This window comes from Microcoleus sp. OTE_8_concoct_300, from assembly GCF_031383065.1.
Classification (GTDB): Bacteria; Cyanobacteriota; Cyanobacteriia; order Cyanobacteriales; family Microcoleaceae; genus Microcoleus.
In genome coordinates, this window is record NZ_JANMZH010000060.1 from 1 (window position 1) to 14278 (window position 14278).

Consider the following 14278-nt stretch of genomic DNA (forward strand, 5'->3'; position numbering starts at 1 on the left):
CAAGAGAGAGATGAATAATTCCGATGAAGAGCGGAATTGATATCACTCGGCGATTGAAATCGCTATCGAGAATCAGGGAAATCTCCCAGTAGGCGTTCTGCTAATTCTAAAAACTGTTCTGCTTGCGCGATTAATTGATTAGCCTCGGCTTCTGTAATTGCCGAATCGATATCATAATCCCCCTGATTTCGCAAATCTTGAGCATCAATTAAATAGCGGTGAAACTCGACCGGAACCCGCCCTGTACGAGCAAAATCTCGACCAAATGCCGAAATCACAGCAGCATGACTGGAAAAAGTTAAACCTTCATTCAACAAGAAAGGTTCGGCAACATAAAACATGGTGTAATAAGCTCGTGACGCTGCAAAGTCAGGAAGTGCATTAGCTACTAATAACCCAATACGGTTCAGTTAAGCTCGATCCCCCCTAGCCCCCCTTAAAAAGGGGGGGACAAGAACTTACTCAAAGTCCCCCTTTTTAAGGGGGATTTAGGGGGATCTCCGAGGAAGAAATATTTTTAACTGAACCGTATTGACTAATAACCTAGCGGCGCGCAGGCTTTCAGCATCTTTTGTCAATAGAGCAATTTGTTCTGGTTTCAAATCACTACTCCTTCTCTACGAACATTTAAAAAGAAAGGACTTTCTTCTTGCTGAAAACGTGTTGCAGAGGCAAAAGCACGCGAAATGACGACCGCACGATCTAAGCACAAAGCAGCAATAAATTCACTGGTGCGAGCGATTTCTTTGCCAGCATGAACGGGCTCGTTCAGAACAACTAAAATGTCAATATCAGAATCTTGTCTCGCATCTCCTCTAGCTTGGGAACCGTAGAGAATTAACTGCACGAGTCTTTCGCCATATAACTTGTGAAAGTAGTGGCGGAGTTCTGCTAAAATTTCTGGTAAATTATCGTTCATTTTGATTTGTTATGTTTGTAATATTAGACCTCTTGCAAAAGTCCTTTTCATAAATTTATTGGACGGGCTCTCCGGCCCATCCCACAAGAAAAAATAACTCTTGTGGGATGGGCATCTTGCCCGTCCTAGTTATTTTTGCAAGAGGTCTATTGTTTCCGGTTGCATCGGAATGATTAGCAGCCCAAATGAGGAGACGGCAGTGCCGTGTCCCTACAATGTTATTTTGGGTAAGGAGACGGCACTGTTGTCTCCTCTATATCATAAGGAGTGTAACCGGAATTGATATAACTGGTTCCCAGACCTAGCCTAGGAACGAGTAAAAAACGCATCAACCGATAACTTTCTTAATCAAATCCAACTTACCTAAATAGGGAGCGTACCGCCATTTTAAGTCAAGTAAAAATGACTTTTGCAGCACGCTTTTTTGATGCGAAAAAGTGTCAAAACTTGCTTTGCCGTGATAACTCCCAATCCCGCTGTCGCCAACTCCGCCAAAAGGTAAACTTGTTACTCCGACTTGCATAACCGTGTCGTTTATGCAAACTCCCCCCGAAGAAGTTTCCCGCAAAACTCGCTCTTGTTTCTCTTTATCCTTCGAGAACAAATACAAAGCTAGGGGTTTGGGACGGGCGTTGATTTGGGCGATCGCCTCCCCGAAATCATCATACTCCAAAACTGGCAAAATCGGCCCGAAAATCTCATCCTGCATCACAGGCGCATCCCAGGAAACCTTGTCGAGAACCGTCGGTGCAATATATTTATCTTCCGGGTTTGTTTGACCGCCGACGACAACTTCTCCGTCTTTGATAAACTCTGCTAAACGTCCTAAATGATGCTGATTGATAATTCGGGAATAGTCGGGACTTTTCTGCGGATCGTCGCCGTAAAATCCGTGAATAGCTGTTTTAATTGCCTGCATCAAATCGGGTTTAATTTTTTTATCAACTAACAGGTAATCTGGAGCGATACAAGTTTGACCTGCATTGATGAATTTGCCCCACGCAATGCGTTTAGCAGTGTATTCAACTTGAATATCTGAGTCTACAATGCAAGGAGTTTTGCCGCCCAATTCTAAAGTGACAGGTGTCAGGTGTTTGGCGGCGGCTTCCATGACTATTCTACCGATTTTTGTGCCGCCTGTAAAGAAGATGTGGTCGAATTTTTCGGCTAATAATTGTTGGCTGATTTCGACTCCTCCTTCGACGGCGGCTACGTAGGCGGGATCGAAGGTTTTGGTAATCATGTCGGCGACAACAGCCGACGTGTGCGAGGCGATTTCTGAAGGTTTGAGGATGGCGCAGTTGCCTGCGGCGATCGCCCCGACCAAGGGTGATATCATTAGCTGAAATGGGTAATTCCAAGGCCCGATGATTAAAACAACGCCCAAAGGTTCTGGGTAAATGCGGGCCGATGCTGGGAATTGATCGATCGAAGTAGGCACTTTTTTCGGCTTTGCCCACGATTTTACATTTTTGATGGCATAATTAACTTCTGCGATCGCAGCAATTTCAAAATAAGCCTCGTACTCCGGCCTGTTCAAATCAGCCTTGACAGCATCCACAATCCGTGATTGATTGGAAGCGATCGCACTTTTGAGATTCTTGAGTTGTTCGATCCGAAAATCCACATCTTTAGTTTTCCCAGTCGCAAAATATTGCCGCTGTTTCTGGATAATATCGCTGACGCTGATTACCATTTTTTGTCCTCTATGTCTATAAATAAATGTTACAACATGAAAACGGAACTCGGGTAAAGTGCGGGTGTTAAAAAAATTTACTCGTTTCGGGGCGGAAGAATTAGGATGATTGAACCGCGAAGACGCGAAGAACACGAAGGAAGAATTAGGAAGAGGAAGAGAAGAATTAGGTGTCTTGCGAGATGTCAGCGGTGCTAATCCTAAAATCTTCGCAGCAGTTGCGGATTTTGCCTTTACAAATGATTGAGAAATGCTATAAATTAGAAGCTGATAATTGTGGAACTGACAACGGAGTTGGCTTATGAGAATATCTAAGAACGATTTTTTTTTCTATTCCTGCTGGCTGCTTTGTTTGTTTGCAGTAGCAGGATGTACCTCTAAGCCCCAAAAGCAAGTTGTCATCTGCTCGAAAGACTTTACCGAACAAGCCATTCTCGCAGAAATTATAGCACAGCACATCGAAGCTAAAACAGATATCAATGTAAAACAAGAAAAGAATCTCGGAGGTTCGCTTTGCCATCAATCCCTAACAGCAGGTAAAATCGACTTGTACGTCGAATACACGGGTACTGCTTACGCCAACATACTCAAACAAAAACAGATTTCTGACCCCAAAAAAGTCCTCGATTACCTCAAACAAGAATATCCCAAACAGTTTAAAGCAGAATGGACGGAACCGCTGGGATTTAATAACAGTTTTGCGATTATTTTGCGCGGAGATCAAGCTAAAACACTCAATTTACAAACTCTCTCGCAACTTGGGAAAGCTGCACCACAATTACGCGCTGGTTTCGGCCCAGAATTTAACGAGAGAGAAGATGGATTTCCCGGATTGGCTAAAACTTACGGGATTAAATTTCGAGAACAACCGAAGGAATTGCTGTTAGGATTGCTTTATCAAGCGCTGCAACGAAAAGAAGTAGATGTGATTGCTGGTAATACGACGGACGGTTTGATTCAAAGTTTGGGTTTAGTAGTGCTCAAAGATGACAAGAACTATTTCCCGCCCTACCAAGCAGTTCCGGTTGTGCGATCGCAAATTTTGGAGAAATACCCAGAATTGCGTCAAGTGCTCGCAGAATTGGGCGGCAAAATCTCCGAGGAAGATATGCGGAAACTAAACTATCAAGCTGACGGGGAACAGCAGGAAGCGGGACAAGTGGCGCGGGAGTTTTTGCAGCAAAAGTTGGGCGGTTCCCAGCCCGCACCTAGCGCAAAGTAATCGGCAGTTTCTCTCCTAAAAGTTCACTTTATATGCGTAGCAGCTTACTTAAAAGTTGGGATTAGAAATTGGTAAGTATTGGGATTTGTACGGTTTCAGCAATTTTATGAGCTAACTTTTGAAAGTCTCCGTAAACACTTTGCACGGCCTGGACGTGAGAACCAATTGCCCCATCCGCAGGTTTGAGGTGGAACATAGGTTTATGGGCTTCTTGGGCAAGTGGCATCAGACTCTGATAGTGTTTTAGCAAAGCTAAACAGTGAGGATCTTCCGCGATAGAAAGCGTGCTATTTTCCGATTCATTGAGCACAGCTTCCCGATAAATATTAGGAATCCGTGCAATCCATCGCTGATAAGCTTTCACTGGGCGGTCTAGCCGTACCGAGTGTTGCAGGACAATATAACCAACAGGTTGCATTTGACCTTGAGGAAGCTTTAAATCAGGGGCAGGATTTTTCTCTAATCTTTCTAGCCATTCTTGCCGCCAGCGTCTGAGAGTTGGGCCGAGATTTTTCAATCCTTGCAGTGAGAATAAATCCGGTGATAGAGGAACTACAACATAGTTAGCTGCAATCAAAGCGGCCCGGTTAATCGCTCCTAGATTCGGGCCGATGTCTGTCAAAACTACATCAGCTTGATGAACTTCTGCTGCTTTTTGCAAGAGCCGCCAAAAAGCAGAAATGACCCGAAAAGAACGCTCCTTGCGATCGGTGCACCCGGGCCATTCTGCTGAGAGGTCATCTTCAAATCCAGAGAGCAATAAATCTCCTACCAAGAGTCCCAATCTTTCTTCAATGTGCTCTACTTCTGGAGTAGCAATATCACCAATTCCTCTAATTAAAGGCTGTACGCAGCGAAAAACTGTGTTAGGTTGGTTATTGCCTTCCCACAATTCTTCTAAACGTTCTTCCTCTAGAAAAGCAGCAGTCAGATTGGCTTGGGGGTCTAAATCTGCTGCTAGCACCCGCAGTCCTAAATTGCGATACATCCAGGCTAAATGATAGACTAGCGAAGTTTTACCGACGCCACCTTTATTATTGAAAAAAGCAATAATGGGTACTGTCACGGATGCCTCCTAATAATTACTAAAACATGAGCATCTTCGACAACAAACTCCGGTGGTGGGCTGCCATTTTTTTGCAGTGAATTGCGAGCTGTGGGAATACCAATTCCAAACCTTTGTACATAACCAAGATTTTTTAAGGCTTCTGCTAAGTTTGGATTGCGGTAGTCAGTGATTCCAGGCATACCAAAATTTTGTCTGTTAACTTGTCCAAAGGGCCCCCCGGGGTTTTGAATTTCAATGCGATCGCTAAACCAGGTAATTCTTACTGGTGCATAGGTTCCTTCATAGGTGCGGTGCAAGACCGCATTTCTAGCAAGCTGTTGCAGTGCTACTAACGGGTAATCTGGCTGCTGGATTTCCACTGACTGAGCGGTAATATCAGAAGCTACTGAGATATGAGATTGCAGTATTTCATCTAACACTCTCAGCATCATAGAAAGTGGCCCGGCAATTTCTTTCTGGTCTTTAATTGCGTCAGTTAGCTCAGTTCCCTCTATTCGCAAAAATTGAATGTAAGCACCCGGTATCAATTGCCTGGGGTCTTTTCCTACTACCAATATACCTAGGTTTGTTGGCTGAATAGGCGGTAAAGTGGTAATAAATCTTACTGATGCTAATTGGTGTTCGACGGTTCTTTGATTTTCTTCTAATATGTCACTAGGCAATGTTGAAGGTAGATATTCCTGTTGAAATAAAGTTAAATTTAAGTCATCTAGTGTCCCGGAAGGCAAAGATTGAATATCAAAAGGTAAATCTCTGGAACGCCGTTTTTCTGAGAGACGGCGCTCTTCTTCGGCTGTGGCAGTAGCGCGGCGGGGACCCACCCGTACCCAGATTCGCCCGTCATAGCGGACAGGGGGTGCATCTGATGGTTCTACAATGACTGCTGCTAACTCGCATCCCGCAAGCGTTCGCTTTTGCACGGTTATCACGGGAAAAGGCAGTATATTTCCATCTGAACGCATATCCGAGAGGGTTTGTAAAAGTTGATCGGTGATGCTCAAATTGGCACAGCTTCCATCATCATTAACACCTATAAATAGTACCCCTGGCTGTTGGTGGTTTGGCAAGTCGTTGGCAAAAGCGCATATAGCCTGACGGAGTTTACCTTTATCGGATATTGAGGCCTTGCGCTCTACTCGATCGGATTCAATGTCTTTGAGGAGAGTTTCTAACTGACTGTCATCCATGTTTTAACTTATTTCTCGTAAAGTATTCTTACTGCTTGCTAACAGCAGACTGCGGCTATTTGGGGAATTGTTAAGAGTTAAAAGAGAAAAGTTTATTGTCAATTACTACTTACCAATTTCCCGAATCAGCCGCTCAATTAAATTTCTAATTCACTTCACTCAACCTGCGCAAATTCAAAATATCGCTCATCTTTTTAATTTGCATACAAGTGCGCTCGAACTGTTCCTTATCCTCAATATCCATGCACAAGTCAATTAATGCGGGCAAACCGGGATAGGTTTTTACTTGAGCGCTGCGGACGTTGACTTTGTTGTCCTTTAAATGCGATAATACATCGTTGAGAACTCCTACTCGATCGAGAGCCTCAATTTGAATGTTGACAGCATAAGTATTCGGGCGGCTAGCATTGCGATCGCTCGAATTCCAACTCACAGGAACTAACCGATCGCCCGGTACGCTCTCAACATTTACACACCCTTGCCGATGAATCGAAATTCCCCGAGTGCGAGTCACAACTCCAATAATTGCTTCCCCAGGAATCGGACAACAACAGCCGGATAAGTGGTAGAGCAATCCCTCTACACCTGCGATCGGCGATTTGCTCGGAGACGAACTCGGTACTGGTTTCGGTGTCGTCGATGCAGGTATTAGCTGGGGCAATTCCTGTCCTCCGGCGGGAGCAGTTTCAATTTTTTGCTGCACTTTTACTAAATCTCGCAGTCGATTTACTACGAGATTTAGGGTGACTTCGCCATAGCCCAAACCGGCGATTAAATCTTCGACGCTGTGGTAGTTGCAGCGCTGAGCCACAGACTGCATGGGTTCAGATTTCAGCAAAGATTCCAAGCCGTTTTTACCTAATTCTTTTTCCAGCAATTCCCGCCCGCGAGCGAGATTTTCATCTCGGTGCGATCGCTTCAACCACTGGCGAATTCGGTTTTTAGCTCCGTTTGTCTTGACAAAATTCAACCAGTCGGAACTCGGATGACCATTTTTTTGGGTCAAGATTTCTACAATATCGCCGTTCTTTAAAACCTTGTCTAGTGTTACCATTCGCCCGTTGACTCTCGCACCGGTGCAGCGATTGCCAATTTCTGTGTGAATGCGGTAAGCAAAATCTACGGGAGTTGAGCCGCTATTGAGAGCAATCACGTCTCCGTTAGGAGTAAAAACGTAAATATCTTCATCGAATAAGTTGTCCTTAATGCTTTGTAAATATTCGCGATCGTCTTTGAGGTCGCTTTGCCATTCTAGGAGTTGCCGCAGCCAAGTAAATTTTTCGTCGTCGCCGGTGACTGTTGTGTTAGAACCGCCAGTTTCTTTGTATTTCCAGTGCGCGGCAATGCCATATTCTGCAATGTGGTGCATTGCTACGGTGCGAATTTGCACTTCTATGGGGCGGCCGCTGGTTCCGATTACTCCGGTGTGCAAAGATTGATAGCGGTTGGCTTTTGGTAAACCGATATAATCTTTAAAGCGACCGGGAATCGGGCGGAAAGAATCGTGGACGATCGCCAAAGCCCGATAACAGTCATCATTGCTTTCTACTATGATCCGCACCGCAGCAATATCGTACACTTGGTTAAACCCTTTTTGCCGGCGCTGCATCTTCCCATAAATCCCGTACAAATGTTTGGGACGACCGCTAACTTCATAGCATTTAATGCCTAAATTGTCAAGCCTTTCTCGCAAACTATCTGTGACTTCTGCGAGTTGAGTTTCTCGATCGCCTCGCTTCTCGGCAACCAATTCCTGAATTTCGCGGTAAGCTTCCGGTTCCAGGTATTTAAACGCTAAATCTTCCAATTCCCACTTAAAGCGCCCGATACCCAAACGGTTCGCCAGGGGAGCAAAAATATCTCGGGTTTCTAGGGCAATAGTGCGCTGCTTTTCTTCGGACAAATGCTCCAAAGTCCTCATGTTGTGCAGCCGGTCTGCCAGTTTGACCACAATGACGCGAATATCTTTAGCCATTGCTAGGAACATTCGGCGGAAATTTTCAGCAAGGCGCTCTGTTTTGCTGGAAAAATTAAACTTAGAAAGCTTGGTGACACCTTCGACCAACTGCCGCACTTCCGGGCCGAACCGCTGTTCTATTTCTTCGAGAGTAATATCTGTATCTTCAACAATGTCGTGGAGGAAGCCGGCGGCAATCATGACGTTGTTGCCGCCCATATACCGGAGTATTCCAGCGACAGCTACCGGATGGCAAATGTAAGGTTCTCCGGATTTGCGGTACTGTCCTTCGTGCAAGTCGCGGGCAAATTCAAAGGCGCGACAAATTAAGCTGTTGTCAGTCGAGCAATTCGGGTTAGAAGCCTCATCAGGCTGCGATCGAGCATTCAGGCATTCTTGGAGCCAATCGGGAACTACAGCAGGATCGATCGAAGGAGAGGAGGTCAGAGTGTTCGCGTTCATGGGGTGCACCTTTAAAACTTAGAAATACAAATGGTTAAAAGCCGATTTTCGGTTGAATTGCCGAAATTATGTGTTTAGCTATACTAAGCTAATTGAAGGCCACAATTTGCAATTCCAAAAAATAGTCGATTTTTGTGTTAACTATAGCTATCTCATTCGGAGTCGCCCCCCCTCGCAGGTAGGAAAATATAGTGACACCACTACCGCCGCCGTGGTCTGCCACTCGGGTAAAATAAGCATATTTGGGCGGTAGCAGTTGAGGTTGCGGGCGATCGGCTGCATCAGGCAACGCTAAACTAAAAGCAGGAGCCAAAAGGGTCGAGTCAGGGCAGCCCATCAAAAAAAGTTCTCAAAAAACAGGGAATTGCGGCAAAAACGCACGGCTTTCCTGAATATGAGCAAACCTTAAGCAAGTATCTACTTTGATTATAAATACAAATTTGTTTACAAAATCATGATATTGTCCGAAGACCGCCGCCAGTGCTACCAAGAATTACAGCAAGCACTAGAACAACTACAAAAAACTGCTGCACAGGATAATCTGGATCGGGCCGCGCTGGCGATCGAATACAGAAAAGTGCAACAATTTTTCGGAAACCAAATTATGAGAGCCGAAAGCGATGAGTTAGACGCCTCGGAAACACCCCCAGAGCAGTCCTATTTGACGGAAATTCACAAGCAACTGCGGTTATTGGGGACAGATGTCACGTTTTTGCAAGCGTCGCGCCAGCCAGCGACAGCAAAGGCGAGGCAAACTGCGGCGATTGCGCGGCTTAACACGCTGATTGGCTACAGTGGCGCGCTACTGCAAAAAAATTCTGGTTCTTCAGGGCCCGCCCAGATGCAGAATTAACAACTGAATTAACAGGGAATTGAGAAGGCAAGGAGAAATAAAGTGGTGGAATGTCCAAAATGTAAACATCCCAACTTAGAAGGCGGCACCTTAGCCGGCAGTATGTCAGTACAGTGGTGTCCCAACTGTTACGGGATCTGGATTCCAGGCAGAGAATACGAAGCTTGGCAGAAAGAGCAGAGCGAGTGGTACAACAAATCCGACAAGCCACAGGCGACAGGCACTCTCGGCATAGAATTCACGCCCAGTGCCTACGACAGCAAAGCAGCGCTGTGTCCCGAAGACGGTCACTATCTGTCGCGGGCGAAAGTTCCCTTCAGCAGAGTGCCCTTTTACATAGAGCGCTGTATGTTGTGCGGGGGCATTTGGTGCGATAACGGCGAGTGGGACATTCTCGAAACTCTGGGATTCCACACCGAGATTGACAAGATGTTTTCTCCCAATTGGCAAGCTAAGGCCCGCGTGCAAGAACTCGCCTCTCGGGAACGTCAAGTGCTTACTGAGAAGCTGGGGCCGGATATCGCCGGATATGTGTTGGAACTCGCGGAAGTTTTAGCAGACCATCCCCACGCAGATTGTGCGGCTACTTACATACTGCGGAGAGCTGAGTTGAAGCGAAAGGAAATTTAGTCAGTTGATGGTTGTCAGTTGTTAGTTGTCAGTTGTTAGTTGTTAGTTGTCAGTTGTCAGTTGTCAGTTATCAGTTGCTCGGTGAATGATGTACTAATAAAAGCTTTGTTTGTAGCTATTTTTATTTTTATTTACAAACAGCAGAGCAGTCTCTTGCCAATAACTAATAACTCTGAAACACTAAGAAGTAACAGCCAGTATATTGACCATTAAATAACAAATAACAACTGACCACTGACCACTGACTACTGACCGAAAGCATCCACGATACAAGCCCCCGAATTTATCCGTGGGGTTAATGCTTTAATTCTTTAATCTAAAATCCAAAATCTAAAATCTAAAATCGATTGACTAAGGGCTAATGACTAATGACTAATGACTCTTCTCTATTTTCCGTTGAAAATCTGCGAGTAGCTTATCCTCAGCGGCGCGGCCAATCCGGTTGGGCCGTTGACGGGGTTTCCCTGACGCTGCAACCGGGGGAAAAACTCGGATTAGTTGGGGAGTCTGGGTGCGGTAAGTCAACTTTGGGAAGGGCGGCGATGCGGTTGCTGCCGGATTCGACGCTGATTGAGGGGCGAGTTGGTTTTGCTGGAGAGTCGGTGTTTGACATGAATGCTTCGCGGCTGAGACGGTTTCGGGGCGAAGCTGTGGCATTGATTTTTCAAGATCCGATGACTCGTCTCGATCCTTTGATGACTGTGGGGGAACACTGCATCGAGACTTTGCAAGCTCACAGACCGAATTTGGATCGCAAGCAAGCTAAGAAACGGGCGATCGAAACTCTGGAAGCTGTGAAAATTCCGGCGTCTCGCTGGTCGCAATTTCCCCACGAATTTAGCGGCGGAATGCGGCAAAGAGTAGCTATTGCTTTGGCTCTTTTGCTCGATCCAAAATTAATTGTGGCCGACGAACCGACTACAAGTTTGGACGTAACTGTCGCCGCCCAGATTTTGCACGAATTAACCAGACTTTGCGCTTCCAGGGGAACAGCTATTTTGTTGATTTCTCACGATTTGGCGATGGTGGCCGAGTATTGCGATCGCATTGCGGTGATGTACGGCGGTAAAGTCGTAGAAACAGGGCCGGTGGAGAACGTTTTTAAACAGCCGCAGCACGAATATACTCGATCGCTCCTCAAAGCAGCTTTGCACATTCAAGCCGATTCCGAGACGGGGAAGGAAAAAGAAGGAACAGGAGAGAAGGAAAATTATCCGCTTAAATCCCAGTCAAATTCGCCTCTTTTGACAGTGACGAATTTGCAGCAACACTACAGTTTAGAAAGCAATTTATTAGATCAGTTATTTGCCCGGAATCGCCAGGTAATTAAAGCAGTAGACGGCGTTAGTTTAGAGCTAGAACGGGGAGAAATCCTAGGGCTAGTGGGGGAGTCCGGCTGCGGAAAAAGTACCTTGTCACGCACGATTTTGCAGCTAATTACCGCCACAGGCGGCAAAGTTGAATTTCAAGGAATAGATATAACTGCCCTCAACCGCGATGCTGTGAGGAAGCACCGCCGCGAAATGCAAATGATATTTCAAGACCCCCATGCTTGCCTGAATCCGATGATGACTGTCGGGCAAAGTATAGCTGACCCTTTGTTTATTCACAAATTAGCTAATGCCAGCGAAGCTAAAAAACAAGTAATTCAAATGTTAGAGCGGGTGGGTTTGACTCCTGGGGAGGATTTCTTTCGCCGCTATCCGGGGGAATTGTCGGGAGGACAACAGCAGCGAGTTTCGATCGCCCGCGCTTTGATTACTCGGCCACAACTGATAATTTGCGACGAACCCGTGAGTATGCTGGATGCCAGCGTGCAGACTCAAGTTTTAGAGCTGATGTTGGAGTTGAAGCAGGAATTTAATTTGACTTATCTGTTTATTACGCACGATTTGTGGGTGGCGAGATTTTTTTGCTCGCGCATTGCGGTAATGAATGCGGGAAAAATAGTTGAAATCGGCAAGACTAGAGATATTTTTACTAATCCACAGCACCCTTACACTCAGCAGTTGTTGCAGGCTGCTCCTTTACTTGCCCGGACGCAATAGAAAGCTATAAAATTGGGGCAATCTAATGTCTCTCACCGGCTTCTAGATGGATTTCGGAAATTTCTGGTTAAATTCGCTAAAGTGTAGGCAGACATTTCAAATCATCCCACCGACACCAAGCACCATATGGCAGAATCTGACCTAGGCAGTTTTGCGGTGGCACCCGAAGCCTCACTCGCGATCGCACAAGATGAAGACACCGAGATCGATCGTCCGACCGTAACTCGGTCGTCAGCATACAACAACTGGTCTGCCGACGATCCCGTGGGAGCTTTGTTCAAGGAAATGGCTCGGTATCCTCTACTGACTGCCGCCGAAGAGGTGGAGTTGGCGCGCCGCGTTCAAGAATTGGTAGCCCTGGAGAAACTAGAACAGCGTTTGCAGCAGGAATTGGACAGAGTGCCGACAAAAGCTGAACTCGCGGCGGCTTTGGGGGTGAGCGAAACTCAACTGCAACAGCTTCGCCACCAGTGTCAGTCGGCGAAACGGAAAATGATCAGCTCGAATTTGCGCTTGGTAGTTTCGATTGCCAAACGCTATCTAAATCGGGGCGTGCCTTTTCTCGATTTAATTCAGGAAGGAGCTTTGGGTTTGAATCGGGCCGCCGAAAAGTTCGATCCGGAGAAGGGTTACAAGTTTTCTACCTATGCCTATTGGTGGATTCGCCAAGGAATTACCCGGACAATTGCCAATCAAGGGCGGACGATTCGCTTGCCGGTTCATATTGTCGAACAGTTAAATAAACTCAAAAGAGTTTATCGGGATTTGAGGCGTTCTCTTCAACGCAATCCCAGTGAAGCTGAACTTGCTAGAGAAATGGAAGTTACTTGCCAACAGCTTCGCTACCTCCAGCAAGTACGTCGGCAATCTTTGTCTCTCAACCATCGCATCGGCTCCGAAGAAAGTTCGGAACTTTTGGATGTTCTCGAAGATAACGCGACGCAATCTCCAGAAGCTCAAATGAATGAGATGATGATGCGCCAAGATATTTTGGAGGTGTTGGACAGTATTTTGACTGAGCGGGAAAAAGAGATTGTTGCTATGCGTTACGGTTTGCTGACCGGCGAACCTTACACTTTAGAAGAGGTTAGCAGTTTGTTCAATTTGTCCCGCGAACGAGTCCGTCAAATTCAAAATAAGGCAATGCGAAAGCTGCGCCGCCCTCAAGTGACGGAACGATTGAAGGGCTGGTTGAAATAAGCTAAAAAACATTGAGTTTAAATTTTGAAAAACCTTAAAATTCTTGTGGGGGTCACTCCGACCCCGCCGTAAATATGCTTGTTCAAGGTGGAAAAGCTTAATTAAAAATTACAAATTAAAAATGTCTTGATGTGGTATTTTTAATTGTTGATTGTCGCGTACTACTTACTTATTTATGTCTTCTGAGGTAATTTTGCGTCCAGCTACCCGCGCCGACGTGCCGGTGCTGTTTGATTTGATTAAAGCTTTAGCTGAGTACGAAAAATTATCTCATGCCGTTACTGGCAATGCCGTTGATTTAGAGCATCATTTGTTTGGCGATCGACCTTTTGCTGAAGCGATTTTAGCAGAGTGCGAAAATCAAGTGGTGGGCTGGGCGCTATTTTTTTACAATTATTCTACTTTTTTGACTCAGCCGGGAATTTATTTGGAAGATTTGTTCGTGGTGCCAGAGTTTCGAGGGCGGGGAATTGGCAAATCTTTGATAGTTTATTTAGCACAGTTGGCAGTAGAAAAAGGCTGCGGGCGTTTGGAATGGAGCGTTTTGGATTGGAATGAATTGGCGATCGGATTTTACAAGGGTATCGGTGCTGATGTGATGCCCGACTGGCGGATATGCCGGGTTGCGGGCGAGTCTTTGGCAACTTTGGCATCGAAGTAATTCAGGACCGGCGTACCCAACCCCTACTCCCCACAAAAAATTCATCTGTTGTGGAACAGGCATCTTGCCTGTGTGTGTAACAGGCATCTTGCCTGTGTGTGGAACTTGCCTGTGTGTGGAACAGGCATCTTGCCTGTGTGTGGAACAGGCATCTTGCCTGTGTGTGGGCCTGTGTGTGGAACAGGCATCTTGCCTGTGTGTGGGCCTGTGTGTGGAACAGGCATCTTGCCTGTGTGTGGAACAGGCATCTTGCCTGTGTGTGGAACAGGCATCTTGCCTGTGTGTGGGCCTGTGTGTGGAACAGGCATCTTGCCTGTGTGTGGAACAGGCATCTTGCCTGTGTGTGGAACAGGCATCTTGCCTGTGTGTGGGCC

Annotated in this window: 15 protein-coding genes; 8 read left to right on the plus strand and 7 right to left on the minus strand. The window is 46.1% G+C overall.

Going from position 1 to position 14278, the window contains the following annotated elements:
* Positions 1-62: 62 nt before the first annotated feature.
* The 3 genes from ACUVJL_RS02920 to ACUVJL_RS02930 form a co-directional block, all read right to left on the minus strand.
* Positions 63-410: a HEPN domain-containing protein gene (locus ACUVJL_RS02920; RefSeq protein ID WP_445244486.1), complete on the minus strand. Its 348-nt coding sequence runs from the start codon at positions 408-410 to the stop codon at positions 63-65.
* A 188-nt stretch (positions 411-598) separates the two neighbouring features.
* Positions 599-919 carry a nucleotidyltransferase domain-containing protein gene (locus tag ACUVJL_RS02925; protein WP_445244472.1) on the minus strand — a complete coding sequence of 107 codons (321 nt, stop codon included), beginning with the start codon at positions 917-919 and terminating at the stop codon, positions 599-601.
* A gap of 328 nt (positions 920-1247) precedes the next feature.
* On the minus strand, positions 1248-2615 hold the full coding sequence (locus ACUVJL_RS02930) for an aldehyde dehydrogenase (protein WP_445244473.1): 1368 nt from the start codon (positions 2613-2615) through the stop codon (positions 1248-1250).
* Between the two features lie 109 nt (positions 2616-2724).
* Between ACUVJL_RS02930 and ACUVJL_RS02935 the strand changes: the two genes are divergently transcribed.
* A complete protein-coding gene (locus ACUVJL_RS02935) occupies positions 2725-2862 on the plus strand; it encodes a hypothetical protein (RefSeq protein WP_445244474.1) in 138 nt (45 codons plus the stop codon).
* Positions 2863-2916: 54 nt separating this feature from the next.
* Positions 2917-3837 carry a glycine betaine ABC transporter substrate-binding protein gene (locus ACUVJL_RS02940; protein WP_445244475.1) on the plus strand — a complete coding sequence of 307 codons (921 nt, stop codon included), beginning with the start codon at positions 2917-2919 and terminating at the stop codon, positions 3835-3837.
* 61 nt (positions 3838-3898) lie between these two features.
* On the opposite strand, the gene ACUVJL_RS02945 is transcribed toward ACUVJL_RS02940, so the two are convergent.
* The 4 genes from ACUVJL_RS02945 to ACUVJL_RS02960 all read right to left on the minus strand — a co-directional run bounded on the left by ACUVJL_RS02945 (position 3899) and on the right by ACUVJL_RS02960 (position 8849).
* On the minus strand, positions 3899-4903 hold the full coding sequence (locus tag ACUVJL_RS02945) for a ParA family protein (protein WP_445244476.1): 1005 nt from the start codon (positions 4901-4903) through the stop codon (positions 3899-3901).
* Positions 4900-6093 carry an ATP-binding protein gene (locus tag ACUVJL_RS02950; RefSeq protein WP_445244477.1) on the minus strand — a complete coding sequence of 398 codons (1194 nt, stop codon included), beginning with the start codon at positions 6091-6093 and terminating at the stop codon, positions 4900-4902. The genes ACUVJL_RS02945 and ACUVJL_RS02950 overlap by 4 nt, the downstream gene beginning before the upstream one ends.
* Positions 6094-6238: 145 nt before the next feature.
* The gene (locus tag ACUVJL_RS02955; protein ID WP_445244478.1) at positions 6239-8512 is read right to left on the minus strand and encodes a RelA/SpoT family protein; all 2274 of its coding nucleotides are present in this window, start codon (positions 8510-8512) and stop codon (positions 6239-6241) included.
* An 88-nt stretch (positions 8513-8600) separates the two neighbouring features.
* Complete coding sequence (locus tag ACUVJL_RS02960) at positions 8601-8849, minus strand: hypothetical protein (protein ID WP_445244479.1); 249 nt, start codon at positions 8847-8849, stop codon at positions 8601-8603.
* Between the two features lie 117 nt (positions 8850-8966).
* Here ACUVJL_RS02960 and patD point away from each other — a divergent pair, with 117 nt between their 5' ends.
* The 6 genes from patD to ACUVJL_RS02990 all read left to right on the plus strand — a co-directional run.
* Positions 8967-9365, plus strand: coding sequence for a heterocyst frequency control protein PatD (gene patD / locus ACUVJL_RS02965; protein WP_445244480.1), 399 nt, complete (start codon positions 8967-8969; stop codon positions 9363-9365).
* A gap of 45 nt (positions 9366-9410) precedes the next feature.
* Positions 9411-9995, plus strand: coding sequence for a TFIIB-type zinc ribbon-containing protein (locus ACUVJL_RS02970; protein WP_445244481.1), 585 nt, complete (start codon positions 9411-9413; stop codon positions 9993-9995).
* A 368-nt stretch (positions 9996-10363) separates the two neighbouring features.
* Positions 10364-12043 (plus strand): dipeptide ABC transporter ATP-binding protein, encoded by a 1680-nt coding sequence (locus ACUVJL_RS02975; RefSeq protein ID WP_445244482.1) that lies wholly within the window; start codon positions 10364-10366, stop codon positions 12041-12043.
* 126 nt (positions 12044-12169) lie between these two features.
* Complete coding sequence (locus ACUVJL_RS02980) at positions 12170-13243, plus strand: RNA polymerase sigma factor, RpoD/SigA family (protein ID WP_445244483.1); 1074 nt, start codon at positions 12170-12172, stop codon at positions 13241-13243.
* 175 nt (positions 13244-13418) lie between these two features.
* On the plus strand, positions 13419-13904 hold the full coding sequence (locus ACUVJL_RS02985; RefSeq protein ID WP_445244484.1) for a GNAT family N-acetyltransferase: 486 nt from the start codon (positions 13419-13421) through the stop codon (positions 13902-13904).
* A 96-nt stretch (positions 13905-14000) separates the two neighbouring features.
* The coding region (locus ACUVJL_RS02990; protein ID WP_445244485.1) for a hypothetical protein at positions 14001-14278 on the plus strand (278 nt) is incomplete at its 3' end.

Excerpts from the sequence above, each read along its gene's own strand:
- ACUVJL_RS02940 (WP_445244475.1), top strand. The coding sequence starts at position 2,917 with ATGAGAATATCTAAGAACGATTTTTTTTTCTATTCCTGCTGGCTGCTT.
- ACUVJL_RS02985 (WP_445244484.1), top strand. The coding sequence starts at position 13,419 with ATGTCTTCTGAGGTAATTTTGCGTCCAGCTACCCGCGCCGACGTGCCG.
- ACUVJL_RS02955 (WP_445244478.1), bottom strand. The coding sequence starts at position 8,512 with ATGAACGCGAACACTCTGACCTCCTCTCCTTCGATCGATCCTGCTGTA.
- ACUVJL_RS02925 (WP_445244472.1), bottom strand. The coding sequence starts at position 919 with ATGAACGATAATTTACCAGAAATTTTAGCAGAACTCCGCCACTACTTT.
- ACUVJL_RS02950 (WP_445244477.1), bottom strand. The coding sequence starts at position 6,093 with ATGGATGACAGTCAGTTAGAAACTCTCCTCAAAGACATTGAATCCGAT.
- ACUVJL_RS02930 (WP_445244473.1), bottom strand. The coding sequence starts at position 2,615 with ATGGTAATCAGCGTCAGCGATATTATCCAGAAACAGCGGCAATATTTT.
- ACUVJL_RS02980 (WP_445244483.1), top strand. The coding sequence starts at position 12,170 with ATGGCAGAATCTGACCTAGGCAGTTTTGCGGTGGCACCCGAAGCCTCA.
- patD (WP_445244480.1), top strand. The coding sequence starts at position 8,967 with ATGATATTGTCCGAAGACCGCCGCCAGTGCTACCAAGAATTACAGCAA.
- ACUVJL_RS02960 (WP_445244479.1), bottom strand. The coding sequence starts at position 8,849 with ATGGGCTGCCCTGACTCGACCCTTTTGGCTCCTGCTTTTAGTTTAGCG.
- ACUVJL_RS02975 (WP_445244482.1), top strand. The coding sequence starts at position 10,364 with ATGACTAATGACTCTTCTCTATTTTCCGTTGAAAATCTGCGAGTAGCT.